The sequence below is a fragment of the Corynebacterium dentalis genome, from assembly GCF_900232865.1.
Classification (GTDB): Bacteria; Actinomycetota; Actinomycetes; order Mycobacteriales; family Mycobacteriaceae; genus Corynebacterium; species Corynebacterium dentalis.
This window is the reverse complement of the sequence record NZ_OCTS01000008.1, coordinates 59,188-84,976: the sequence shown is the minus strand read 5'-3', so window position 1 is coordinate 84,976 and position 25,789 is coordinate 59,188. Positions and strand designations below refer to the sequence as shown.

Genomic DNA, 25,789 nt, shown 5'->3' with positions numbered 1-25,789 from the left:
CGTTGCGTTTGTCAATCGGTTATCCGTGATACCGACCATCACCAGAATGTGACAGCACGGCACTGTGGAATCCAAAAAATAACTTGGTTCATCACGCTATTGAGTTCTCAAACATCATATGCACACACCAACACTCACACACTCAAAGTGTGCTGGTCGCTGTGACGGATTTCCGAGTCTATCCACAAAGTTACTGAAAAGCAAAACCTTCGTGAACTCTTTATCTTCCACGCGCTCTCGGAGACAACGCTGAAAAAGATCAGACTGTGAAAGAAAAGGGATTTGTCAGGGCCTGTTGTCCTGCCAACCACTGACTCGCAGTGGCGGTGTCGGTCGCGCTGACTTGAATAAATCTACACACCACCCCGAACGAACACAACCCCGCAGGTCAAGATGGTTTTTGCATTCCCAGGGCCTTGTAGATGCCTGCATTGCCTACGTCGTACTTCAGCACAAGCTTTCGCGTGACTTCGTATCCGATAAGCATCAGCACCACAGTTACGAGCGCCAACGGTCCGTAGTGTGCGAGCGGTTCCATATAGGGACTTTCGAAACTCTGGATCATGTCAGTGAGCCCTCCCATCGCTCTCACGTTAATGAGCACCAACAGACCGGTGACGGCGGTATAGGTTCCCATCATTGCTACAAAGCTCTGCCAACCACTAAAGCGCGCGTTCATGCCGGTCAAGATCACCAGAGTCGCCCAATACGCAGCAGCGACTGCACAGCCACTCAAAACCAGTGTTGCAATGAGCCCAGCGGTAGAACTACCGAATATTTTCACCGCATCGGGTACTTCGGTGCGCTGCTGGAACTTAAACCAGATGCCCAGTCCCACTGCATAGATAGGGATAATGACCAGCATTCGCAACGCAGTACCAAGTGCAACTTTCTTAAACCACGCCCGCCGGCTACCTCCGAAGATCACCCAATGTTTCAGCATCTCTCCTAATCCGGCAGCGACCGCGGAAAGCATCATGACGGCACCGAAGAATAGGATGCCCAAACTCGCCTGCAATTCGCCTGAACGTGCGAGCGCCACAGAGGCCAAGATGACCACAGTAATTATCGCGATACTCCCGATTCGGCGAGTACCAAGTCGCATTCTTTGATCGATGAGGGAATCTTCTGCGTCACCTCGGTCGGCCAGATCACTCCACTGTGTGCCAAAACCTGGCAGCCGTTGGATCCAATTTTTCTTAGTACCTGTCTGCTGCTGCCGAGCCGCACCGGCAACCACTCGCTGATCTGGATCCTGCGCTGGTTCAGCGTTGCCCGTCGCCTTACTATCCACCACCTCGCTTCTCTCGGGACGCGTTCTACGCAGGTGGGTTTAGATTTCAACCGCGTTGAAGGCACTGACCCCCAGGATCATGGCAATACCAATAAAACTGTCCAGCCCAACGAACATGACTACGCCGAACCACAGCAGGATCTGTGCCCACGCGATCCCGGCGAACAGCACGCCCAGTGTCACTCGGCGTATGTCACTGGAGCTCAAAGACAGCGCACGCAACCACTGTGGCTCCCATCCCGGAATCATCGGCAGAATTCCCAAGATCATGCACGTGCAGAACATGGCAAAAACTGAAGGTTTTTCACCCGACCAAGTGAAAAGCCAAATAAACACCGGCCAGAACGCCATGTAGAACATGCCCTCGTGCTTAACCTGATATAGCACCAACTTCATCACGGTTGCCCAGGGAAGCCCTCGTGAGCCAGCTTGTGCCTAGTCACTGCGGTCACCGCGCACAGCGGAATGAACAGAGGAAACAGAAGCAGCGTTAGTCATTGCCCGTCACCTCGCTCACGTACATTTCGCTCCCGCGCGCCTCGTCTACCTGCGCCTGGGTGGAGTGAATGTCGCGGCCAGTAAGCGCAAGTACCGCCTGCTCCAAGTCCGCAAGGTGCATCCGCACGCCCGTGCCCTCGAGCATGTCGCTCAAATATCCGGCTGAGACTGACGAACCAGAGGCCGCCACAGCCAGATCCAGGGTGACTCGGCGGAGGCCGGCGGAAGTGGCGTCGGAAAGAAGAGAAGAAGGACCACAACCCAACCTGCCCAATTGCGCATCCACGGCGGCCACGGACAGCAACTTCTTGACCTTGACCTCGGTAGGCCACGGCACGTCCGGACCAGCCAAAATGATGCGATCCAGCTCCTCCGGGTTGTCCCAGACCGGCTGCCCGTCCACCAGAAGCTTGCCCTTCACGCGCACACGCCCGGCCATCGCACGCAGCAACGTTGTCTTACCAGCGCCGTTGCGGCCAATCAGTCCGTACACGCGACCGCCCGGTAGGGTCGCCGTGGCGCCATCAAGGGGCAGGAGTTCCGCTGGTCAGCGCTCGCTTGATTGGACCTCCGAAGTGGCGCGTAACCTGGCGGAGTTCATAGGAGTGTGCAGGGAGAGAATTCATTCGTACAGTCCTCGACTTTCGGCGACTTGTCTGATGAGGGTGATCAGGTCGTCTCGGTTGATGCCCAACTTGGCGGCCTCGTCGATGAGAGGCACCACGTAGTTATGGGCGAAGCTGTTGGTTCGCATGGTGACGATGATGTCCTTGGCGCCGGATTCGACGAACATGCCCACGCCTCGCCGTTTGCTGAGCACGCCCTGTTCCACCAGCAACGCCAGGCCTTTGCGGGCGGTGGCGGGGTTGATGTGGTGAAAGGTGGCGAGCTCGTTGGTGGACGGCGCTCGTTCGCCTTCGGGGAGGGATCCATCGACGATGGCATCGGCGATGAGATCGGCCACTTGCTGGAATAGCGGCACTGCGGCTTCATCCATGTGACCCTCCTTTTGTGTGTGCGGTGCTGGTTCATCAGTGGTGCGCCATGGAGCGATGCGCAGTGTTGTTGAAGATGAGGCTAGTTGGTTGGTTGCTTGCGTAACCAACCGTACAACGAAGTTTTCAGGCATGCTAGAAGGCATAGAAAACTCGGAAAATCTATGCGAAACGAAACGGACAATGACCAACCATGCTGGAACGCACACTTATCTTCGTCGATACCTCCTACCTTCTAGCCAGCTTCTACAACTCGTGGGACACGGGCGCCCGCGCCCAACTGGAGATTGACCTCCCTGAGGTCGTTTCGGTGCTCGGAAGGATGGGATCTGAGCAGCTCAAGCAGCAAATCCATAGGCAGTACTGGTATGACGGCATCCCGGATTCGGGCCCGCACCGCTACCAACGTTCCCTGCGCAGCGAGCCGGGCGTGCAACTGCGCGCCGGTCAGCTGATCGAGTGGGGCGATAGGCGCACCCAGAAGGCCGTGGATACCCGCCTGGTCGCTGACATGGTTCTCACGGCCATGAAGGGCCACGTCAGCGACATCATCCTGGTCTCCGGCGATGCGGACATGCTCCCCGGCGTGGAAGAGGCCGTCAATGCCGGTGTGCGCGTTCACCTCTACGGCTTCGGTTGGGATTCCATGTCCAGTGCCTTGCGCTTCGCCTGCGATACCACCACCATCCTCGACCCGCGCGAGGACTTCCGAGACACCATGCGCCTGCAAGTTCTCGAAGGCCCCGTCCAACCAACGGTCAGCCCCTCCGCAGAGATCGAGCGCCCCCTCGGCGATGCCGAACAGCCCGAAGAACCCGGTCTCTCCCCCATCCCCGTCGCCACCACCGGGACGTCCGTGGCGGCTGAGGTTTCTTCTTCGTCCGACGCCACTTCTGACAGTTCCGCTTCCGGCCCTTCCCTGACGGATTCCGCCAAGGCTGCGGCGAACGCGGCGGCGGATCCCGCCGCTCCGAGCGACGATGCCGCTGGTCAGCCTGCTGCTGACGCGTCGGTAACCGGCGAATCTGCTGCGAGGGAAGTCACCCCGCAAGAGGCCTATACCCAAGAAAGCGCTTCCCGGCCGGAATCCGCAGAGCCAGACTCAGCAGCTCAGGAAACTGCCCAGCCGGAACAACCTGCAGCAGACAAAACTGCAGACTCGGAGAGCGCTGCGGACGAGACGGGGTTGGCGTCGAAAACAACACAGGTACCCACACCAGGGACGATGCCGCGGCCAAACCCCGGCATGATGGCACGCCACCGCAAACTGCGCAGCCGATACGTGCCACTGCCCAACGAAGTATGGGCCAGCTCGGGCGAACAGAGCCCGCTGGACATCGGACAGCAGTACGCGGTGTGGTGGTATGACAACGGCGCCACCGAAGAGCAAAAGGACAGCGCACATCTGCTTTCCGGAGGCGGGCTGCCACCGGAGATCGACCGCCCACTGCTGCAGTTCGCGTGCGAGACGCTGCACGAATACACGCTCACAGAGGCACAGCGAGTGGGCCTGCGCGATGGGTTCCACGCAGGAATCCGCAGCATCATGCTGCGTCGCTAAAGATTCGGTTCACAGGCGGTGTCTCGGCCATATGCCAAGATGTAACTCATGAGCGCGAGCCCCGTCACGAAACCAACCGAACAGACCGAACACCACTCCCCGCGCAAGGGGCTGGACAAGGTCTACGTGACGGATACCCTCACGTTGCAACAAACGCTGCTGCGCATGGCAGTTGCGGGCGCTCTAGCTGCAGCGATGACGCTGGTGGCATGGTTTGTGCTCGGCAGCGTGCAGTGGCCTTCCTATAACAACAGCTTCGTGCTGCGGGCTATCTCCACGGCTGGGACCACAGCGGTCATTGCGGTGGCGGCACTGACCACGTGGCTGTGGCTGCACCCGCCGAAAGGTCAACCTTTGCCGCGGTGGATGCGACTGGTCACGCATCTGATCGCCTACCTCGCTCCAGCGGCGCTGGTGATCACCACCTTGGCCATTCCACTGGCCGCCACGCGTCTCTACCTCGAGGGAACCAGCGTAGACCAGGGGTTCCGCACGCAGTTCCTCACGCGCATGACAGACCAGCTGGGCTGGCACGATATGGCCTATATCGATATGCCCAGCTTCTACCCCGGGCTGTGGTTCTTCTCCGGTGGTGCCTTCGCCAAGCTCACCGGCCTAGCAGGATGGGCCGCGTTTAAGCCGTGGGCGCTGATTACTCTCGCCGTGGCCAGCGCCATGCTGGTTCCCGTGTGGCAACGGCTGACCGGGTCACTTGCCGTGGCTCTGGCTATCACTCTGACGACCACGGCCATCATGGTGCGCCAGGCCCCGGATGAGCCGTACGCGGCGATCGTGGCCATCGGCATGCCGGCGGCGTTCCTCATGTCCCGGCGCGCGCTCGAAGGCGGCAAAGCGGCGATCGCCGGAAACATCATTTACCTGGGACTATCCGCAAATCTGTACACGCTATTCACGGGTATTTCTGCACTGACGATCGTCATCATGGCGTTTGTAGTGGCGCTGGTGGATAAGTCATGGAAGCCCATCTGGCGGCTGATCGTGATTGGCGTGAGCTCGCTGGCCATCGCGGCCATCGGCTGGGGGCCATACCTCTGGGCCATGCTCACTCAACCGCACGGCCCCAGCAAGGCGCAGCACTACCTGCCGAAGGACGGCACGGAAATCCCCATGCCGTTTTTCGATAACATCACGCTGTTCCTGCTGGGTGCCATCGCCATCATCTGGATCATCGCGCGCTTCCGCGACGCAGACGTGCACTCCATGGCCGTGGGCCTGGCGGTCTGCTACGGATGGGTCTTCCTCTCCCTGCTGGCCACCATTTTCGGAACCACCCTGCTGGCGTTCCGCGTGTGGCTGCCCATCGCGCTGATCCTCAGCGTCTCCGCGGTGCTCGCTCTAGCGGAGCTGCGGATCCAAGGCCTCAAACGCTTCTATCCGCAACAGATGCTCACCGCAAACACCAAGGTCATCACCGGCGTGATGGCAGTATTCCTGGCCGCCACCTGCGTGCACTTTGTCACTACCACCACCAATCACGTCCGCGATAGCCTCGATGCTGCCTACACGGATACCGATGGCGATGCCGTGCGTGGCGACCGCATGCCCGCAGATGCCACGCAGTACTACGCAACGATTGACCAGCTGATCAGCGGTCACACTGGCTCGCAAGCGGGAACCATCGTCCTGACGGACGAGAAAAACTTCATGTCCTACTACCCGTATCACGGCTACCAGGCCATCACTGCGCACTATTCCAACCCGCTGGGCGAATTCGAGCGTAGAAACCAGGCCATTGAAGCCTGGACCACCATCGATGACCCGCAAGAACTGCGCGATGCCATGGATGCCGCAGAACGAGACAACGGCTGGCAGGCACCGGACGCACTGGTACTGCGCGGGCAGCTTGACGTCGAGAAACAAGACCCGAAGGAAGAGAACTCAGAACAGGAAGATTCCGCCGCCGACCCACTCCACGACCTCCCCAAGGTCACGGGCCCTGGCGATGGCACCTTCAGCTACCAGATCGCCGATGACATCTACCCCAGCAACCCGAACGTCCGATTCCGCACGGTGAACTTCCAGGCCAGTGCATTCGCAGACGGTTGGGAACTGCATCAGGTAGGGCCATTTGTGGTTGCTCTGCGCACAGACGCTTAGCCCGTAACACAGCTCACAGGGTTCTCAGGTTCGCAGCCTTGTGCCGTAGAATGCCCCCTTGTGACAAAACCGCAACAAAAGACTCAGGACAGCAACTCCGCCGCGAAGGTCACGGACCAACCGTCACCTCCGGGGCGCTCAGTTGCCCGGCTCAAAGCCCTCGCCATCATTACCGGCGTACTGGGTTTCATCCTGTTTTGTCTGACCCCCGTTCTGCCCGTAAAGCAGGAACATTCCGAGTTCACCTGGCCGCAGGGCAATGACCTGACCAGTGTGACCGCTCCCCTGATCTCCTACATGCCGGAGAAGATGGACCTGGAGCTGCCGGTCGAAGAGATCCGGAACCTGAATCCTGGCGAGACCACGGCGCTGTCCACCGTTCCGGAGAACAGCGAAGAGGCCACCCTGCGCGGCATGTTCGTGCGCTCCACCACGGATGGACTGGATGTCGTGGTGCGCAACGTGGTGCCGTTGACTCTGACCAAGGAGCAGGTGGACGAGCTCGGACCGGACGCGACACTGCACATCACCGCAGATAGCGAGCTGTTCCGGGCCTGGATCCCCGATGAGACCAACGAAGATGGCGCACCATACGAAGGCGCCATCGCCGATGACATCCGGCCGATGGTCACGGGCATCTACTCGGAGATGGTTAACAATCCAGAAACCACCCAGCAGGCACAAGAGGCAGGGCTGCGCGCATCCATCACCGTGGATTCTCGCTTCTCCTCCAGCCCCACTTCACTGAAGCTGATCGCGATGGCGCTGGGCCTGATCATGATGGTGATCTCCCTGTTCGCCTTGCATCGCATCGATTCCCTCGATGGGCACCGCGGCGGACGCTTCCTGCCCCGCGGTTGGTGGAAGCTGCGTCCGATTGACGCGGTGGTGGGTCTGTTCCTGGTGGGCTGGTACTTCATCGGTGCCAACACTGCAGATGACGGCTACATCCTGACCATGGCGCGGGTATCTGAGCACTCCGGTTACATGGCCAATTACTACCGCTGGTTCGGTGTGCCGGAATCGCCGATTGGCTTCCCGTTCTATGACTTGCTGGCGCTGATGGCCAAGGTCTCCACTGCGTCCATCTGGATGCGCTTGCCGGCGCTGTTGGCTGGCTTCATTACGTGGATGATCCTGTCCCGCGAAGTGCTGCCGCGCCTGGGCGCCAAGATCAATCGTCGCGCTGTGGCCCGCTGGTCCATGGCCGCGCTGTTCTTGGTGTTCTGGATGACCTACAACAACGGCACCCGCCCGGAGCCGATCATTGCTCTGGCTTCCTTGCTGGCGTGGGTATCCTTCGAGCGAGCTATCGCTACACACCGCCTGCTTCCTGCAGCGATTGGTACGATCATCGCCACGTTGGCGCTGGGTGCTGGCCCGACTGGCCTGATGGCTGTGGCCGCGCTGTTGGTTTCTTTGGGTGCGATTATTCGCATCGCGATTCGTCGTCTGCCTGCTCTGGGCGCCGGTAAGGGTTCGTCCAAGGGCACGATCGCGGTGGCTTTGTTGGCGCAGATCGCGCCGTTCTTGGCTGCTGGTACGGCGATTTTGGTGGGCGTTTTTGGCGATCAGACTCTGCGGACCGTGTTGGAGGCGACCTCTGTCCGCAGCGCTGTGGGTCCATCGATCCCTTGGTACGAGGAGTACCTGCGCTACACGGCTCTGCTGGAGCCGACGGTGGATGGCTCGTTCCCCCGCCGCTTCACCATCTTGATGCTGCTGTTCGCCTTCGGTGTGGTTATTGCCTCCACGTTGCGCAACGGCAAGGTGCCGGGTGCGGCGAAGGGGCCGTCCAGCCGCCTGATGTTGGTGATCGTGGGCACGATGTTCTTCATGGTGTTCACGCCTACGAAGTGGACGCACCACTTTGGTGTGTACGCCGGTGTGGGTGCTGCGTTGATGGCTTTGGCCGCGGTGGCTGCTTCCCATTTCTCTCTTTCTTCTCGACGCAACCGCGTCCTGTTCATCGGCGCTACTCTCATGCTCTTCGCGCTGGCTCTGGCCGGCACGAACGGCTGGTGGTACATCTCCAGCTACGGCGTTCCGTGGTGGGATAAGACCATTCAGGTGGCTGGCATTGAGGCTTCCACGATGATGCTGGTCATTTCCTTGGCTGTGCTGGTCTGGGGCGTGCTGGTGGGCTACTTGTCCGATATCCGCAATGCCCGGGCTCAGTCGCGTTCGGAGCAGGAGGAGATCCAGCAGCAGGAGGTTCGTCGCCTGTTGAAGTTCGAGGGCATGGCGGCTGCTCCGATGGCTATTTTGACGGCGATTGTGGTGGTCTTTTCCATGGCTTCGCTGGCCAAGGGCTTTGTGTCTCAGTGGCCTGCGTATTCGGTGGGCAAGGGCAACCTGGTGGCTCTGACTGGCAATAGTTGCCAGATGGCTAATGACGTGATGGTGGAATCCAACACGAATGATTCCTTCTTGTCCGTTGCCGGTGGTGGCGAGTTGAAGGATTCTTTGACCACGGCGGGTGCTCGTGGGTTCCGTCCGAATAACATTCCGACACGGATTGATCCGGGCACCACAACGGACGAGTCGTCTTCCACGCCGCAGACGTCTGTGACCTCGCAGTCTGCGTACCAGAACAGCGATTCCAGTGGCTCTACGTCTGATAGCTCCACTGGCGCTTCGTCCACGGCGGGTGCGGGTAGCAGTGGTTCGTCCGGGTCTGCGAACAATGATTCTGGCGATTCGACGCAAAAATCCCAGCAGGCCGACGCCGATGATTCTGGCACCACGGGTGGCGTGTCCAACGAGCGCGGTATCAACGGCTCGTACGCACAGCTTCCTTTCCAGTTGGATAACCAGCGCGTCCCCGTGCTTGGTTCGTTCACGGAAGGTTTGCAGTTGCCGGCGTACACCACAAGCCAGTGGTTTGAGATTCCGGAGCTCAGTGAGCAGCGTCCATTGATTACGTTCTCTGCTGCGGGCGAGGTGGCGCATACCGATATGAATGGGGTGTTCCAGTACGGCCAGGAGCTGAAGGTGGAGTTCGGGCGGAAGAAGGATGCTTCTGCTGAGGCTGGTACTGACGGCGGTGGTGCGGATTCCGGTTCGGCTGATGCAGACGACAAGGAAGCTGCAGGCTCCGGTAATGCGGATGATTACGAGTGGATCGGCGAGTACCAGCCGCTGGACATTGGCACCGCTCCGGAGTGGCGCAATATGCGTATCCCTCGTGAGGTTGTGCCTGCCGATGCGGATGTCATTCGTATCCGCGCGGTGGATACGAACCTGACTCCGGACCAGTGGTTGGCATTTACTCCTCCTCGCGCGCCGGAGCTGAAGAGCCTGAACGAGGTCATTGGTTCCGAGCAGCCTGGACTTCTGGACTGGTCTGCTGCATTCCAGTTCCCTTGTCAGCGCAGCTACGATCACCGCTTGGGCGTGGCTGAGGTTCCTGCCTTCCGCATTTCCCCTGATCACGAGGCACGCCGGGCGCACAGCCCCGTGATGGATTACTACGGTGGCGGCTCTGTGGGACTGACAGAGATGACGGTCAACGCAACCGAGCTGCCGACGTATCTGGAAAATGATTGGCAGCGCGACTGGGGTGTGCTGGACACCCTTGAGACCCAGCCCGCTGGTGATGGCACCCTGCCGAAGCCTGCGGAGATCGAGGAATCGGAAACCACAGAGTTGGGTACGTATTACCCTGGCCCGATGAAGATCACCAGCAGCAAGTAGCAGCTGGGCCGGGTGCGGCAGTCACGGGCCGGGTGCCCGGGCTCACGCGCCCCGCGCCCCACTCCCCTCGGCTCAGCAACATGCGCCCCTGCGACCGGTACCGGTTGCAGGGGCGTTTGCTGTTGTGGGGTACACCGATCGCGGGGGCGTTTGCAGCGTGGCACCCAGAGGGCACCACCCGTCGCGGGGATCGTTGTGCAACTCAGGGAACATGGGCACACAAAAGAAGGCGCACACAGTATCCAACTGTGTGCGCCTTCCCTCACCTCGCCTCACCCGTCACATAGCGGCGGAAGCTTCAAGCGAATTACTGGTTCAGCGTAGCCAGTGCCGCGTTGACTGCCTCGGGAGGCAGCGGGGTGCCAGCCGGTGCTGGGTTCACACCGTTAGCAGCATCGGAAAGCTGCTGTAGCGCGGTTGGGTCGGCTGGAACTTCGCCGTTGTTGAGCTTGGCGCTCCAGTCCTGCGTGCCGCCAAAGGCCTGCAGGATACCCAGCAGCTGGGTTGCGTTGATATCGCCGTTGCTGGATGCCAGACCGGTGAGCGCCTCGATCGGTACCTGTTGGCCGGAAGCGTTCACTTCCTTCAACGCGTTGGCAATCGCCAGGATCGCAGGCAGGGCGTTATCTCCCTGTGCTGCTTCCACAGATCCGGTGACGTTGCCGCTCTGCAGCTGTGCCAGACCCTGGTCGATGAGCACCTGCGGCTCCAAACGGCCACCGGCCACGCCCAGCACGAGCATCAGGAAGTCGGTGGTCAGCGGGATGTCCACGCCGGTGGCGTGCTCGATGCCGTTGATGATTTCGGCTTCGTTGCCCGCTGCGTCGCGGATTGGCTCTACTGCGTCAGAGATGTTGCCGACCATCGTGCCGGATGGGGATCCGGCGGCCAGCTGCTGCAGCTGCTCATCGGTGCCGTAGTACTCGTTGAGGTCCACGTTGCCCTGGATGCCGTTGACCTGTCCGGTGGAGCTGTACTGCCAGAACGTCACGTTGGTCCATCCGCCTGGGAGCGTGGATGGCAGGCTGTCGCTGTAGTAGGCCAGCCATAGTGGCAGGTCGGAGAACTCTGTGGTGTTCCCCATATTGTTGATCCAGAAGTTGTAGTACGTGTACATGATCGGCGTGCGGCCGGTCTTGATTTTGATCTGGTCTACCCAGTCGCGCACCCAATTTTGCAGGGATACGGGATCCAGGCCGCCGGATTCTTCGAGGTCCAGCACTGGTGGCAGGGATGGCTGTGGGCCGGTGGCCAGGGTGGCTGCGTAGTAGTCCGCTTCTGCGCGGGCGTTGCCGTAGCCGGGGCGTGCGTAGTGATAGCTGCCCGGGGTTACTCCTGCTTGCTGAGCCTTGAAGGAGTCAGCGGTGAAGTAGGGGTTGATGTAGCCGGTGCCCTCGGTGGCCTTGATGAAGGCGAAGTTTTGGCCGCTGGCCTTGACTGAGGTCCAGTCGATGGCGCTGTTGCCGGGGTGCTGGTGAGAGGCAACGTCCACGCCGTTGAGCGCCCATGAGGGTACGGGGACGATGTCGGTGGCAACGAGGGTTGCGATGGTGGCTGCAGAACCGAGCAGGGCCGCTGCGGTCAGGCGGGCGGGGACGGTAGTGCGCGCAGAGCGGCGCCAAGGCAGTGAAAGCATGAGTCACACAATACCCAACTGTCACAGAATTAACAGCTTTAACATTGGCAACTTGCTTTACATTTTGAAAATTACCTATGGTTTCTCTGCCAAAATTGCAGCTCTAGGCCAAAAGTTTCACTATGCTCCCGGGGAAAAATTTTTTCCAGATTGGCCCGTTTTGCCCGTTTAAAGACGCCGGTAGATGGTCACCGCCGGCTCCAACCCTGCCTGTCGCAGTGGTTTTAGTCTTCTTCTCGACGCCACAATCACCGTTGCCACAATGGCCACCAGCAGGCACCAGATAATCCCGCGATAAAAGATGAGTTCCATCATTTCCGCTTCTGCGGGGAACTGAACATTCCACGCAAAGTGAGCAGTCATGGCGATGCCCATGCATCCCACGAGGGTCAGCACCCGATCCCGAGTTCCCATCGCCGGACCTTCACACAGGACCTTGCCGATGGCATATCCCACCAAGCCGGACATCAACACGTGTGGCAGCGGCCCCATCGCTAGGCGAAGCAGGTAGATCCCGATCACACCGTGCACGCTGGATTCCGGGTTCAGCGAAGAGAGCTTGAGCGCATACATGGCATTTTCTATCGCCTCGAAGCCCAGACCCACCAGCATTCCTGCCACGATCCCGTGCCATGGACGGTTCCACCAGCTCCGCCCGATGATCATAAGTCCCCAAATTCCTAGGCCCTTGAGCACTTCCTCGGGAACCGCGGCAGCAATGGAGAGCGCGACAGTATGCCAGCCGAGCTTGTCCGCAATGCTCAGCAGCGGCGGGGAGACAACCAGCGCTGCAGTCATCGTAGCGATCACCGCGCCCCATCCCACAGCCATGGCCACCAGCCGCTTGGGCGTGCCGCGCGCGATCATCAGCAGCATAATCAATCCGCCAGCGCTCAAGAGTTCTACCGCTGCCAGCATGAGCGCCACCAGAACGCTCAGCGGGCCGTCATCTCCCGATGGGGTCAGCATCGCGAACTGAACAAATTCCAGCAAGAGACACGGAACGAACAGCACCCAATAAGTAATGAACCAGCCTCCGTGAAACAGGCTCAAGCGTGGCCGCGCCTGCGGAGGGAAACTGTTGTGGAACGCCAGGGGCGTGTGTGTAAGAGTCCACTGTTGATTAGTCATGGGTCGCCGCCGATCTCACGATGTCCTTGGTTTCCTGATACGCCCCATCTGCAGTGTTCGCGGTGACCTCCACCGTCACCAACACTCCATCGTGGACCTCAGATCGCGGCTCTTGGTAGAACGTGACCACGTAGCTGGTGTCCTTGTCACTGGCTAGCGGGTTGGCGCTGTACATCGGGTTAACTAGGTAAATGTCATCAAGCTCAGCATCCTTCGTCAGCTCCGGATTCATCTGCAGTGCCCGAGCTGTGAAGACATTGACTGCCGTCGTATCCACCTGCTCATACCCCAGCGATTGCGCACTACGCACCGTGCTGAGCAGCGGGTTCGTTACGTCTTCAAGCCCCGTGATGCGCACCTGACTGTTGCGACAGTCAAAGTTCGCGACCATCAATTCGCCATTGCTCACCTCATCACAGCGATCCAGGGAAGAGAATGTCAGCGGCCAGAGCACCTCAGTAGGCACGTACTCCTCCAGCACGTCTTCCGTGCTAGAAAATCGATCGGCAGAGGGCTCAAGGTTGGCGTCGAGAATAAAAGGAACCACAAAGGCAATGGCCACCGCAATGACGATGCCCACGGTAACGATCCTGGTGCGTCGGCCGCCGGTGGGCGCGGGGCGAAACTGTCCGAAAGGATCGGCATGCGGCGCGCGAATGATCTCGGGCCGGGCGGGATCGCGGCGCGCACCCAGTGGCGGAGACGGAAGCGGCCGCTGCGGTGGCACGTGAGGTGGCAAGGGGGACGGAGGATTCACAAACTCTAAGCATAAAGGGGCTCAAGACAGCTGTCCCACATGCCGTCTAATGTGGTGGGCATGGCTGATGAAAATAACTCTACTTCCCTCCCGGACAACATCTCCGAGGCGCCAAATGCGCAGGTCAGCGTGGCTCAGGATCTCTACCGCCACGTCAACGGCCAGTGGCTGAGCACCCACGAGATCCCAGCGGACCGAGCAGTGGATGGCACCTTCCACCAGCTGCGCGATCAGGCCGAAGAGGACGTGCGAGCCATCGTCGAGGCCGCGGCAGAAACCGAGCCGAACGGCCGAGTGGGCGCGTTGTACTCGAGTTTTATGGATGAAGAGGGCATCGAGCAGGCTGGTCTTTCTGTTCTCGACGCAGACCTCGAACCCATCCGCTCTGCCACCGACATCCGCGAGTTGGCCCGCGTGCTGGGGAAACTGGACGTCACCGGCGTGGGCGGCGTGGCTGGTTACTGGGTGGAGAAGGATTCCGGTTCCGATGTGGAACGCGCCTACCTGGTGCAGACGGGTCTGGGATTGCCGGACGAGGCGTACTACCGCGAAGAGCAGCACGCGCAGACGCGCGAGGCATACGTGGAGTTAGTTTCGGACATGTTTGCGCTGGTTAATGAGCAGGCTCGGCCCGGACGTTTTGCTAAGTCTTCCGAGGCCGAGGCTGCGCAGGCGCTGATGGACTTTGAGCAGCGTCTGGCCGAGGGGCACTGGGATCAGGTCTCCAGCCGCGATGCGGAAAAGACCTACAACCCCACGAACGTTGCTGATCTACCCACGGGCTTCCCGTTCCAAGAATGGCTAGAGGCCACGCATGTGGACGTGAATTCGGACGGCGGGGCCACCGTGGTGGTGTGCCAGCCGAGCTACCTCGAACACGTGGCAGACATGGCTGCAGGTGACAACGCCGCAGACCTGGATACCTGGAAGCTGTGGGCCTACTGGAGCGTGGTGCGTTCCCGCGCTGGTTTACTGCCCAAGAGCATCGGCACGCGCAACTTCGATTTCTACGGACGCACCCTCAGCGGATCCACCGAGCAGCGCGCGCGGTGGAAGCGTGGAGTGAGCTTGGTGGAAGGCCAGGTGGGTGAAGAAGTGGGCAAGAAGTTCGTGTCCGAGCACTTCCCTCCCTCGCACAAGCAGACCATGCTCACGCTGGTGGATTACCTCATCGCCGCCTACCGCGAGCGCATTGAGAAGCTGGAGTGGATGACTCCCACCACCCGCGAGAAGGCGCTGGTGAAGCTGGAGAAGTTCCAGGCCAAGATTGGCTACCCGGATAAGTGGCGCAGCTTTGCAGGTCTGGAGTTCGGCGCACAGGGCGCGGACGTGATGGCTAACGTGCGCGCGGCCAGCGAGTTCAACCATGTTCATGAGGTCAATAAACTGGGCAAGCCCAGCGACAACGAGACGTGGTTTGCCACCCCGCAGACTGTCAACGCCTTCTACAATCCGGTCAAGAATGACATCACCTTCCCAGCGGCGATCCTGCGTCCGCCGTTTTTCGATCCCGAGGCGGACATGGCCGGTAACTTCGGCGCGATCGGCGCTGTCATCGGCCACGAGATTGGTCACGGTTTCGATGACCAGGGCTCCAAGTACGACGGCGACGGCAACCTCAACTCCTGGTGGACCGACGAAGACCGCGCGGCGTTCACCGAGCTGACGGACAAGCTGGTCGCCCAATATGACGGCCTCATCCCCACAGGGTTGAAGCAGCGCGGCATCGAGGATCACCGCGTCAATGGTCCGTTCACCCTGGGTGAGAACATTGGCGACCTCGGTGGCCTGGGCATTGCCGTGGTGGCGCTTCGCCGTTACTTGGCTGATCAGGGCCAGGATTTCGATTCCGCACCGAAGTTGCCGGTGGATGGTCTGGTTGATCCGGATGGCAATCCGGACACTACGGAATACTCCGCTCTGCAGCGAGTCTTCCTGCGATGGGCTCGGATCTGGCAGACCGCCATCCGCCCGCAGATGGCCATTCAGTACGTGTCCATCGATCCCCACTCCCCTGCGGAATTCCGTTGCAATGTGGTCAGCAGCAACATCGCGGAGTTCTACGAAGCCTTCGATGTGGCGCCAACGGACGAGATGTGGCTGGACGAGGAATCCCGCGTCACCATTTGGTAGACGCGGGATCCGGGGGGGCGTGAGCTTGCTGGGCTCGCGGGCTTGAGCTCAGCTTGAGCTCGCCTAAGTTCGGCTTAGTTCGGCTGGGAATCTTCCGGTGCGAACAGGTCCGGCTCGTGCGCTTCGTCCATCTCCGGGGTGTATTCCGGGATTTCAGCGAGGTTGAGCAGCGCCCCGGTGGGGTCCTGAATAGTGAGCATCCGCCCGAATTCGGATTCCCATGGGCTGCGCACCACGGTGCCGCCGAGGGTCTCCACCTGGGCCACGGCCTTGTCTACATCAAGTACACCCATGTACAGGGTCCACATTGATGGTTGGTCTTCCAGCTTGGAGGTATCCCACAGTCCGACCAGCGGGTTTCCTTCCCATTCGCCCGTGGCGTAGCGAAACTCTTCCGTGTCGCTCATCTGCTTGATGTCCCAGCCGGACAGCTCGTGGTAGAACTTCAGCGCGTTGTCCCAGTTCTTGCCCACCATGAGCTCGTGCCATACGGGCGTTCCGGGCTCACCGGCAGCGAAGAAGGCTTGCTCATCAGCGGGCTTCTTCAGTCCCACGGTGGCTCCGCTGGGATCCACCAAAACGCTCATCATGCCGCGTTTTCCGAGGTCACGGGGATCCAGTGCACTGGTCGCACCCGCCTTCACCGCGTTGTTGTGCACGGTCTCCAACTGGGGTGCGTACAACAGCATGCCCCAGACGCTGGAGGACCCTTCCGGAACCTGACCGATACCTGCCACGGGCATCCCGGAACGCTTAGCCACGGCATAGCCCTCGTTTTCTTCTTCGAATTCCCAGTCGAAGAGCACGCCATAGAATTCGCGGGCGGCGGCAAGGTCAGTGGTCGCGAGGTCCAGCCAGATCGGCATCCCCGGTTCAGCTACGAGTGCGGGCATTACATGTTCCTCCACTTTTCCGGGTCAAAGTCATCGTCGGCGGTGCTTTCGTCAAAGTATTCGCCGAGGTCATCGTCATCATCTAGCGGCTGCTCGCCCGCGTTCACCACGCGCGCAACGGCCAGCATTTCCTCAGAGGCCGGATCAATCAAGCCCACTTCATCGCCGGGGCGCAGCACTTTGCCGCGACGAGTGTCGATCTCACCATTGACGGTGACTGCGCCGTTGGCGATGACTTCCTTGGCCAGTCCACCGGTCTCCACGAAGTTCGCGAGCTTAATGAACTGCCCGAGCCGGATTTCCGAGTCCTTGATGGAAACGTCCTGAATCTGCATGTGTGCCAGTCTAGGTCACGGCCAGGACAGCGCGAGCTTCAGTCTTTGCCCAACTACCAGGGCCCCTAGAGGTGCAGTAGCTTTTCCACGCCGTTGAACAGCAAGAACAGTCCCAGCAGGGCAAAGATCACGCCGGCTACCATTTCGATGATGGGGTTGAACTGCTGCAATTTCCTGGCCCACAGTGGCACGCTAACCAGCCATGCGAATCCGCAGAACCACACCAGACCCACCGCGGTCATCATCACTAACACGATCACGCGTTCTGCCATGGTGATCCCTACCGGCAGGAATTGTGCGAACACTGCGCCAAAGAACAGGAGTGCCTTCGGGTTGGAGAGGTTGGTGGCCAGCCCTAGTCGCCATGCGGTGGTGGCGGTGTTGGTCTGTTTTTCTTCGACGCCAACCTCGTCATTCGCCGTACTTGCGTCGGAAGAAGAAGGGTCTGAAACCCTCTGCTCGGCTTGGCGCTCTGCCCATCCGCTGCGGAGGGAGCCGATGCCCATGCGGATGAGGAAGAGTCCGCCGGCGAGGTAGAGGACCGCGAGGATCCAGGGGAAGGCGGCGATGAGTGCGGACAGGCCTGCCATGGTGACGATCGGCCAGAGGATGTTGCCGGTGCATATGCCGACGGCTGCCCAAACGGCGAGGTGTCTGGATCGGGAGCCGAGTCGGATGATCTGCACGGTGTCTGGGCCGGGTGTGGTGATGGCGGCGATCCAGGTGCCGAGCAGTCCGAGGTAGGCGGCGATGGTCATGTTGGGTACTTTACAAGGCACGAACAAGGGCACCTGCGACAGATCGGAGGTGCCCTTAATTTTCGTGCGCGGGGTACTTCCCGGGGCGAGATGCCCTGGCTAGTGGCGCGCGTGGGGTTATGCGCGCAGTGCGACGTCCGTTGGGTTGATCGGACGAGGCAGTGCGGTGTCTCCCATCAATGCGCGGTCAACCTCGGCTGCTACGGCGCGACCTTCGGCGATGCCCCAAACGATCAGGGACTGTCCGCGGCCGGCGTCGCCTGCGACGAACACTGGGGTGTCGCGGAACTCGTCGGAGTTGGCGGTGGCACGGAAGGTCTCGTCGCGCACCAAGCGGCCGCGCTGGTCAACGTCCAGGTCCAGGTCAGCCACTACTGGGGTGCGCTCGACGGAGACGAAGCCCATGGCCAGCAGGACGAGGTCCGCCTTCATTTCGAAGTCGGTGCCTTCGATGTTCTCCAGGCCCTTTTCGCCGAAGCGGCACTCAGCGCCCTTCAGGCCGGTGACCTGACCGTTTTCGCCGGTCAGCTCCACGGTGTTGATGGACCAGCCACGCTTGCCAAGCACGGTGCCCTTTTCGCGATCCCCGAGGCCGAGCTTTTCTACGAGCTCAGCTGGCTCCTCGCCGGTGATGGAGTAATCGCCTTCTTCGTGGGCGGAGGCCAGGCGCATCTTCAGTGGATAGGTTGGCCACGGGGTGGACTCTGCACGGCTCTCTGGCGGCTTCGGGCCGATGTCGAACTGGTGCACGGACTTCGCGCCCTGGCGCAGTGCGGTGCCGTAGCAGTCCGTACCGGTATCACCGCCGCCGATGATGACGACGTGCTTGCCCTTGGCATCGATTGGGGTGGTATCGGTATCGCCGTAGCCCACGCGGTTAGCCAGTGGCAGGTACTCCATGGCCTGGTGCACGCCGTCCAGCTCGCGTCCGTCTACTGGCAGGTCGCGTCCCACGGTGGAACCGATAGCCAGAACCACTGCGTCGAAGTTCTTGAGATCTTCGCCGGTTGGAGAGGTGTTCAGCTGGAACTTGGTTCCTTCTGCTTCCATCTGCTCGATACGGCGGTCGATCCATTCCTTCTGCATCTTGAACTCAGGAACGCCGTAGCGCATGAGGCCACCGACGCGGTCGGCACGCTCGAACAGAGTGACATCGTGTCCTGCGCGGGTCAGCTGCTGTGCTGCTGCCATGCCTGCTGGACCGGAGCCAACCACTGCCACGGACTGGCCGGTCTTGAAGGTTGGCTTGATGGGAACAATCCAGCCCTCGTCGTAGGCATGCTCGACGATGGTGAGCTCCACAGTCTTGATGTTCACTGGATCGTCGCCAATGCCCAGCACACATGCACCCTCGCACGGAGCGGGGCACAAACGTCCGGTGAACTCCGGGAAGTTATTGGTGGCGTGGAGGCGGTCGTACGCCTCCTTCCAACGACCCTGGCGGACCAGGTCATTCCACTCTGGGATCAGGTTGCCGAGTGGGCAGCCGTCATGGCAGAACGGGATGCCACAGTCCATACAGCGGGTGGCCTGAACCTGGACCTTGTCATCGGAGAAGTCTTCGTAGACTTCCTTCCAGTCCAGCAGGCGCAGTGGGACTGGGCGGTGCTCAGCTGCAGCGCGAGCGTACTTCTGAAAGCCGTGCGGATCAGCCATTACTTCACTTCCTCCATGATTGCGGCGGCGATGCCGTCCTTATCCAGGCCCTCGGCTTCGGCGCGCTCGATGGCGGCGAGAACCCGGGCGTAATCGCTTGGCATGACCTTGATCAGCTGGGAAGGATCAACTTCCACGGTGGATCCGGTCAGACGCTTGTGAGTGGCGATGGTCTCTTCGAGCCATGCCAGTTCTTCATCGTCGGTGATCTTTTCAATGTCAACGAGTTCGGTGTTGATGCGGTTTTCCACGCCCGAGCCATCGTCAAGCAGGTAGGCAATGCCGCCGGACATACCGGCTGCGAAGTTCAAGCCAACCTTACCCAGCACCAGTACACGGCCGCCGGTCATGTACTCACAACCGTGGTTGCCGATTCCTTCAACAACTGCGGTCACGCCCGAGTTACGGACACAGAAGCGCTCGCCCACGGAACCGCGGATGAACATCTCGCCCGAGACACCACCAAAGCCCAGCACGTTGCCGGCGATGATATCGCTCTGCAGGTCTTCCACTCCGTCATCCGATGGAGCCTGGATGATGATCCGACCACCGGACAGGCCCTTGCCGACGTAGTCGTTGGCATCGCCGGTCAGGGTCAGAGTCATACCTGCTGGTACGAACGCACCGAAGGAGTTACCGGCCGAACCCTTGAAGTTCAGCTGCACGGTATCTGCTGGCAGTCCGTCGCGGCCAGCCACACGAGAGATCATGGATCCCGTCATGGTGCCGACCGTGCGGTTGACGTTAGAGATTGGGTAATCGAGGCTGATGGACACGTCCTCACCCGCGGCTGCACGGCGAATAACGTCCTCTGCATCCTTGCGGATCTGGTTGTCCAGCGCCTTGTCCAGGGAGTGATCCTGAGTCTTGGTGCAGTGCAGGTCCTGGTGCATGAATGGGCTATCAGGCTGCGCGAAGATCGGAGACAGGTCCAGCTTTGGTGCGGACTTGTGCTCGATATCCATCTCGCCCTGTGCCAGCACCTCGGAGTGACCAACTGCCTCTTCGATGCTGCGGAAGCCGAGCTCTGCGAGGTACTCGCGAACCTCTTCTGCGATGAACTTGAAGAAGTTGACCACGTGGTCTGCCTGACCGGTGTACTTCTTGCGCAGTGCGGGGTTCTGGGTTGCCACGCCCACGGGGCAGGTATCCAGGTGGCAGACGCGCATCATGATGCAGCCGGAGACCACCAGCGGAGCGGTTGCGAAACCGAACTCCTCTGCACCGAGCAGCGCGGCGATAACCACGTCACGGCCGGTCTTGAGCTGGCCATCACACTGCACGGTGATGCGGTCACGCAAGCCGTTGAGCAGCAACGTCTGCTGGGTCTCAGCCAGGCCGAGCTCCCATGGTCCACCAGCGTGCTTCAGGGAGGTCAGTGGGGAGGCACCGGTGCCGCCGTCATGACCGGAGATCAGAACCACGTCAGCGTGTGCCTTGGACACACCTGCCGCCACGGTGCCCACACCCTGCTCGGACACGAGCTTGACGTGGATGCGTGCATCCGGGTTGGCGTTCTTCAGATCGTGGATCAGCTGAGCCAAGTCCTCGATCGAGTAGATGTCGTGGTGCGGTGGAGGAGAAATCAGACCCACACCTGGGGTGGTCACGCGGACTTCAGCGATCCATGGGTAGACCTTGTGCGGAGGCAGCTGTCCACCTTCGCCGGGCTTTGCACCCTGGGCCATCTTGATCTGAATATCCGTGCAGTTATTCAGGTAGAGGCTGGTCACGCCGAAGCGTCCGGATGCCACCTGCTTGATGGCAGAGCGACGCCAATCGCCGTTCTCATCGCGCTCGAAACGGTCTGGATCCTCACCGCCCTCGCCAGAGTTGGACATGCCCTGCAGGCGGTTCATCGCGATTGCGAGGGTCTGGTGAGCCTCGGCAGAGATGGAACCGTAGGACATTGCGCCGGTAGCGAATCGCTTCACGATCTCACTAACTGGCTCCACCTCGTCGATGGAGATCGGCTTGCGGTTGGACTTGAATTCGAAGAGTCCGCGCAGCGTTGCCAGGCGACGAGACTGATCGTCGACCTTGCTGGTGTACTCCTTGAAGATTCGGTACTGGCCGGAGCGGGTAGCGTGCTGCAGCTTGAAGACGGTCTCTGGGTTGAACAGGTGGTACTCGCCTTCACGACGCCACTTGTACTCGCCGCCAACCAAAAGATCGCGGTGTGCTGCTTCCTCTGGACGAGGCAAGAATGCAAAGCGGTGACGCTCGGCAACATCGTTGGCGATCTCGTCGATTCCCATACCGGAGATTGGAGCGAAAGCGCCGGTGAAGTACTCGTCCAGCAGGCTCTGGTGCAGGCCGGTGATATCCACCAACTGGGAACCGCGGTAGCTGCTGACTGTGGAGATACCCATCTTGGACATGATCTTCAGGATGGAGTAGCCAGCGGCGTGCAGGAAGTTCTTGCGGCCCTCCTCTGCGGTGACATCGCCCAAGCGACCCTGGTTGGACAGCTCGTCGATGGACATGAGCGCCATGTAAGGGTTGACGGCATCTGCGCCGAAGGTGATCAGCATGGCCAGGTGGTGCACCTCGCGGGCATCGCCGGACTCGATGATCAGAGAAGCCTGGGTGCGGGTCTTTTCCCGAACCAGCTGGTGGTGCACTGCGGAAGTGAGCAGCAGCGATGGGATTGGAGCGTTACGCTCATCCGACTCACGGTCGGTAAGGATGATCAGCGTCTTGCCATCGGCGATTGCCTGAGAGACTTCGCGACGAATGCGCTCCAGGGCCTCGGTCATACCGCGTCCACCGTGAGCAACTGGGTACAGGCCAGAGATACGAGCTGCCTGGAAGGCGCTGTACTTCTCGTCTTCGCCAGCGTTTTCCAGCTTGGCCAGATCCTCGTTGGAGAGCACTGGGCTGTCCAAGTGGATGCGGTGTGCAGCCTGCGGAGTAGGGCTGAGTACGTCGCCCTGGGCACCCAGCTGGGTGAACAGAGAGGTCACCATCTTCTCGCGGAGAGAGTCCAGTGGAGGGTTGGTCACCTGAGCGAAGCGCTGTGCGAAGTAGTCGTACAGCATCCGTGGGCGGTTGGACAGTGCTGCGATTGGCGTATCCGTACCCATGGAACCGGTGGCTTCCGCACCGGTGATAGCCATTGGGCGGATGAGGCTTTCGACTTCTTCTTCGGTGTAGCCGAACACGCGCTGGCGCAGCACGATGCGGTCGTGGTTCATGGCCACGCCTTCACCGGCAGGCAGTTCGTTGGAGCGCACCAGGTTTTCTTCAACCCACTGCTTGTACGGCTCAGCGACCAGGAGTGCCTTGACCTCAGTATCGCTGTAGATCTTGCCCTGGGAAGTGTCCACGAGGAACATGTGGCCGGGCTCGACGCGGGTGCGCTGCACGATGTCTGCATCTGGAATGTCCAGCACACCGGTCTCAGAGCCCATAACGATCAGGCCATCGCGGGTGATGGTGATGCGTCCGGGGCGCAGGCCGTTGCGGTCCAGTACAGAGCCGATCAAGGTGCCGTCTGTGAAGGCCAGCGCGGCTGGGCCGTCCCATGGCTCCATGAGGGAAGAGTGGTACTCGTAGAATCCGCGGACCTCAGGGTCCAGGTTTTCGTTGCGCTCCCAAGCCTGCGGAACCATCATCAGCACGGCGTGCGGCAGGGAACGTCCACCCAGGTGCAGCAGCTCTAGGGCTTCGTCGAAGCGGCCGGTATCGGAGCCGTCTGGGTTACAGATAGGCAGTACGCGGGAGAGGTCTCCGAGAACCTCAGAGTTGATCTGAGACTCGCGTGCGCGCATCCAGTTCTCGTTGCCGCGCACGGTATTGATCTCACCGTTGTGTGCCAGCATGCGGTATGGGTGAGCCAACGGCCACGATGGGAAGGTGTTCGTGGAGAAGCGGGAGTGCACGATGGCCAGCGCAGACTCCACGCGGTCATCCTGCAGGTCCAGGTAGAAGTCACGCAGCTGAGGCGTGGTCAGCATGCCCTTGTATACGACGGTGCGCGCAGACAGGGATGGGAAGTAAACAGTCTCGCTGCCTGCACCTTCGCCGGCACCCTTATTACCCAGCTCGCGCTCGGCACGCTTGCGGACGAACCATGCAGCACGGTCAAGTTCGAGTCCGGACAGAGCGTTGCCCTCGGAATCCTCACCAGCGATGAACAGCTGGAAGAAGATTGGCTCTGCGTCGCGAGCCATAGCACCCAGGGAGGAATCGTCCACGGGAACCTCGCGCCAGCCGAGGAAAGTCATTCCCTCTTCCTTAACGATGGTCTCCACGTCACGCATAGCCTCCAGGGCGGCCATGCGGGCGTTCGGCAGGAATGCAATGCCCGTGGCGTATTCGCCAGCCGCTGGCAGTTCGACGCCAAGCTTGGACATTTCTTCGCGGTAGAAGCGATCAGGCACCTGAATCAGGATGCCTGCGCCGTCGCCCGTGTTCTTTTCCGCACCGGCTGCACCGCGGTGGTCCAGATTCACGAGTGCCTGAATGCCCTTTTCCACAATGTCGCGGGAAGCGCGTCCGTGGGCATCCGCCACGAAAGCAACACCACACGCATCGTGTTCAAACTGTGGATCGTACAGACCCTGGCGTGGAGGGTAGTTCGTCATGTTTTGTGGCCTTCTATTCGTCACTTCAAAATCGTCACAAGCTTGCGCAGTTGCGGGGTGGGCAACTCCTTGTTGCGAATGTGATGGCCATCTCCCGGGGTACATGGTGAAGCCTCTATCACATGTCACAAGGTGGTTTTTTTATACAGTTCCGCAACTCCCCCACCTACACAAAATAAGGCAGACCTAAGTTACACGCTTAAATGGAACCCTTTTGTGCTGAGAGTCGTCCAACTGGGGAGATGTCTTATTTTAAGCACATTTTCATAATCATCACGGCTCGTTACCGGAACGTTGCCCTTTGTTAATGCACTCGAAACACAAAGGCATTCAGTAAGCCGATTCATCAGCTCTATTCCGCCACGTGATCGTCCACCATCCCGATTGCCTGCATCAGCGCATAACAGGTGACGGGCCCCACAAAGGTAAAACCTCGGCGCTTGAGTTCCTTGGCCATAGCCTTTGCCTCATCACAGGTAGTGGGAATGTCATTGACATGGCGCGGCTGTTCCTGGTGGGCAGGAGTAAAGGACCACAACAACACAGGCAGGCCAGGAGCCAGCATCTTCGCCACTCCGCCCAGCACATCCCTCGCCGGCGAATCTTTAGGGAGTTTTTGCAGATCAGGATCATCACGTAACGCAATCGTGGCTTCTGCATTCTGATAGATCGCCGCATGCTTCTGCTGATTGCGAACCAATCGAGCATCAGCAAGAGCATCATCACGTTGTTGCTGAGACATTGCCTGAATACGGGTGGCGTCGAAAAGAAAAAACACATCACGGAAGGCGGGGCGCTTGGCCAGGATGGTGGCCCACGAGAGACCGGACTGAAACCCCTCCAAGCACATCCTTTCGAACAGACCGTGTTCCGTAATGACTTTGCGGCCCCACTCGCGCTCGTAATAGTTGAAGTTCAACGGGCTGCGGTATGCCCACGCTGGGCGGGCTACCCCGTCGGTACCCACGGTCTGTCCGCCCGGGGTGACCTCGTCCGTTGCCTGCACCTCCACCTCAACGGATGGCTGTGCAGAGGCCTTGTTTTCTTCCTGAGTCATAGTCACGTTTCTACCCTGTCCTTGTATCTACGGTTGCGCGTCTGCGGTTCTGCAGTTTCGCCTGCTGGCACCAGCTAGTGGGAAGTCGTTTCCCGTTGCCTCGTGCGAAGCCCCCACACCGTACAAATTCAGCAGGACGACCTATCCGGACGTGATCGTCGGACAGGGAATTTATCCCCAGCCGACGCCCTCTGTGGAAAACCTCCCGGCGGCCCACAAAAAGAGCCCTGCCCGTAGGCAAACAGACAATTTTTATGTCCCGGCCAGCTGCTAATGTTGCTGACAAAACCCTAAGCTCTTTCTCCATTCGAGTTATATGGACTCAGCACCGCCAATTATCCCGGCGGACAAACACGCAGGAAGGAGGCTCCCCGTGCAGAAAACCCAGGACACAGGGACCTTCCGCGCCACCACCCCAGAGCGCGGCGGATTCCTCAACCCAGACGGCACCCCAGTGAAATCCTCGGATCCTTTTGCAGAACTGCCCCACCAGGCCGCCGAACTGCCCGTGGACGAAGAGGAACGCAAGCCTCGTAGCGTGACCTTCGCCCTGCGGATGCTGCTGATTTTCGCCATCGCCACCACGGCCGTCGTCCTGCTGGTCTACTGGCTTATCAGCTACTACCACTCGCCGAGCCTGGGGCAATTGGACGGCTATTCTGAGCTATTCCCCGAGCTCTAA

General features: G+C 60.2%; 18 protein-coding genes. 5 read left to right on the top strand and 13 right to left on the bottom strand.

The window, feature by feature from the left end:
- Positions 1-388 precede the first annotated feature (388 nt).
- The 4 genes from CS919_RS09880 to CS919_RS09865 form a co-directional block, all read right to left on the bottom strand.
- Positions 389-1,294, bottom strand: a complete 906-nt coding sequence (locus CS919_RS09880; protein ID WP_099299320.1) for a hypothetical protein — start codon at positions 1,292-1,294, stop codon at positions 389-391.
- Positions 1,295-1,333: 39 nt separating this feature from the next.
- Positions 1,334-1,654, bottom strand: coding sequence for a hypothetical protein (locus CS919_RS09875; RefSeq protein WP_143341790.1), 321 nt, complete (start codon positions 1,652-1,654; stop codon positions 1,334-1,336).
- A gap of 130 nt (positions 1,655-1,784) precedes the next feature.
- Positions 1,785-2,327: an ATP-binding cassette domain-containing protein gene (locus tag CS919_RS09870; protein ID WP_099299318.1), complete on the bottom strand. Its 543-nt coding sequence runs from the start codon at positions 2,325-2,327 to the stop codon at positions 1,785-1,787.
- Between the two features lie 87 nt (positions 2,328-2,414).
- Complete coding sequence (locus CS919_RS09865) at positions 2,415-2,789, bottom strand: GntR family transcriptional regulator (RefSeq protein WP_099299317.1); 375 nt, start codon at positions 2,787-2,789, stop codon at positions 2,415-2,417.
- A gap of 191 nt (positions 2,790-2,980) precedes the next feature.
- On the opposite strand from CS919_RS09865, the gene CS919_RS09860 reads away from it, so the two are divergent.
- Genes CS919_RS09860 through CS919_RS09850 form a run of 3 tightly spaced genes read left to right on the top strand, consistent with a single transcriptional unit; the run spans position 2,981 to position 10,162 of the window.
- Entirely contained in the window at positions 2,981-4,348 is a 1,368-nt protein-coding gene (locus CS919_RS09860) for an NYN domain-containing protein (RefSeq protein WP_099299316.1), read from the top strand.
- Between the two features lie 48 nt (positions 4,349-4,396).
- Positions 4,397-6,466: a galactan 5-O-arabinofuranosyltransferase gene (locus CS919_RS09855; protein WP_099299315.1), complete on the top strand. Its 2,070-nt coding sequence runs from the start codon at positions 4,397-4,399 to the stop codon at positions 6,464-6,466.
- A 60-nt stretch (positions 6,467-6,526) separates the two neighbouring features.
- Positions 6,527-10,162: an arabinosyltransferase domain-containing protein gene (locus tag CS919_RS09850; RefSeq protein WP_099299314.1), complete on the top strand. Its 3,636-nt coding sequence runs from the start codon at positions 6,527-6,529 to the stop codon at positions 10,160-10,162.
- 307 nt (positions 10,163-10,469) lie between these two features.
- Here the strand turns inward: CS919_RS09850 and CS919_RS09845 are convergent, their stop codons facing one another.
- From CS919_RS09845 to CS919_RS09835, 3 genes are all read right to left on the bottom strand, one after another.
- Positions 10,470-11,798 carry a glycoside hydrolase family 25 protein gene (locus CS919_RS09845; protein ID WP_099299313.1) on the bottom strand — a complete coding sequence of 443 codons (1,329 nt, stop codon included), beginning with the start codon at positions 11,796-11,798 and terminating at the stop codon, positions 10,470-10,472.
- 168 nt (positions 11,799-11,966) lie between these two features.
- Positions 11,967-12,929 carry a PrsW family intramembrane metalloprotease gene (locus tag CS919_RS09840; RefSeq protein WP_099299312.1) on the bottom strand — a complete coding sequence of 321 codons (963 nt, stop codon included), beginning with the start codon at positions 12,927-12,929 and terminating at the stop codon, positions 11,967-11,969.
- Positions 12,922-13,686: a hypothetical protein gene (locus tag CS919_RS09835; RefSeq protein ID WP_143341789.1), complete on the bottom strand. Its 765-nt coding sequence runs from the start codon at positions 13,684-13,686 to the stop codon at positions 12,922-12,924. The genes CS919_RS09840 and CS919_RS09835 overlap by 8 nt, the downstream gene beginning before the upstream one ends.
- Before the next feature lie 60 nt (positions 13,687-13,746).
- On the opposite strand from CS919_RS09835, the gene CS919_RS09830 reads away from it, so the two are divergent.
- Entirely contained in the window at positions 13,747-15,819 is a 2,073-nt protein-coding gene (locus CS919_RS09830) for a M13 family metallopeptidase (RefSeq protein ID WP_099299326.1), read from the top strand.
- A gap of 74 nt (positions 15,820-15,893) precedes the next feature.
- Here the strand turns inward: CS919_RS09830 and CS919_RS09825 are convergent, their stop codons facing one another.
- The 6 genes from CS919_RS09825 to CS919_RS09800 form a co-directional block, all read right to left on the bottom strand.
- Positions 15,894-16,712 carry a VOC family protein gene (locus tag CS919_RS09825; protein WP_099299310.1) on the bottom strand — a complete coding sequence of 273 codons (819 nt, stop codon included), beginning with the start codon at positions 16,710-16,712 and terminating at the stop codon, positions 15,894-15,896.
- Entirely contained in the window at positions 16,712-17,047 is a 336-nt protein-coding gene (locus tag CS919_RS09820) for an RNA-binding S4 domain-containing protein (protein ID WP_099299309.1), read from the bottom strand. The genes CS919_RS09825 and CS919_RS09820 overlap by 1 nt, the downstream gene beginning before the upstream one ends.
- Positions 17,048-17,112: 65 nt before the next feature.
- Positions 17,113-17,805 (bottom strand): LysE family translocator, encoded by a 693-nt coding sequence (locus CS919_RS09815; protein ID WP_099299308.1) that lies wholly within the window; start codon positions 17,803-17,805, stop codon positions 17,113-17,115.
- Positions 17,806-17,922: 117 nt separating this feature from the next.
- Entirely contained in the window at positions 17,923-19,461 is a 1,539-nt protein-coding gene (locus CS919_RS09810; RefSeq protein ID WP_099299307.1) for a glutamate synthase subunit beta, read from the bottom strand.
- Positions 19,461-24,050: a glutamate synthase large subunit gene (gltB, locus tag CS919_RS09805; RefSeq protein ID WP_099299306.1), complete on the bottom strand. Its 4,590-nt coding sequence runs from the start codon at positions 24,048-24,050 to the stop codon at positions 19,461-19,463. The genes CS919_RS09810 and gltB overlap by 1 nt, the downstream gene beginning before the upstream one ends.
- Positions 24,051-24,402: 352 nt before the next feature.
- Positions 24,403-25,107, bottom strand: coding sequence for a DNA-3-methyladenine glycosylase I (locus CS919_RS09800; protein WP_099299305.1), 705 nt, complete (start codon positions 25,105-25,107; stop codon positions 24,403-24,405).
- A 373-nt stretch (positions 25,108-25,480) separates the two neighbouring features.
- Between CS919_RS09800 and CS919_RS09795 the strand changes: the two genes are divergently transcribed.
- The gene (locus tag CS919_RS09795) at positions 25,481-25,789 is read left to right on the top strand and encodes a PilN family protein (protein WP_099299304.1); all 309 of its coding nucleotides are present in this window, start codon (positions 25,481-25,483) and stop codon (positions 25,787-25,789) included.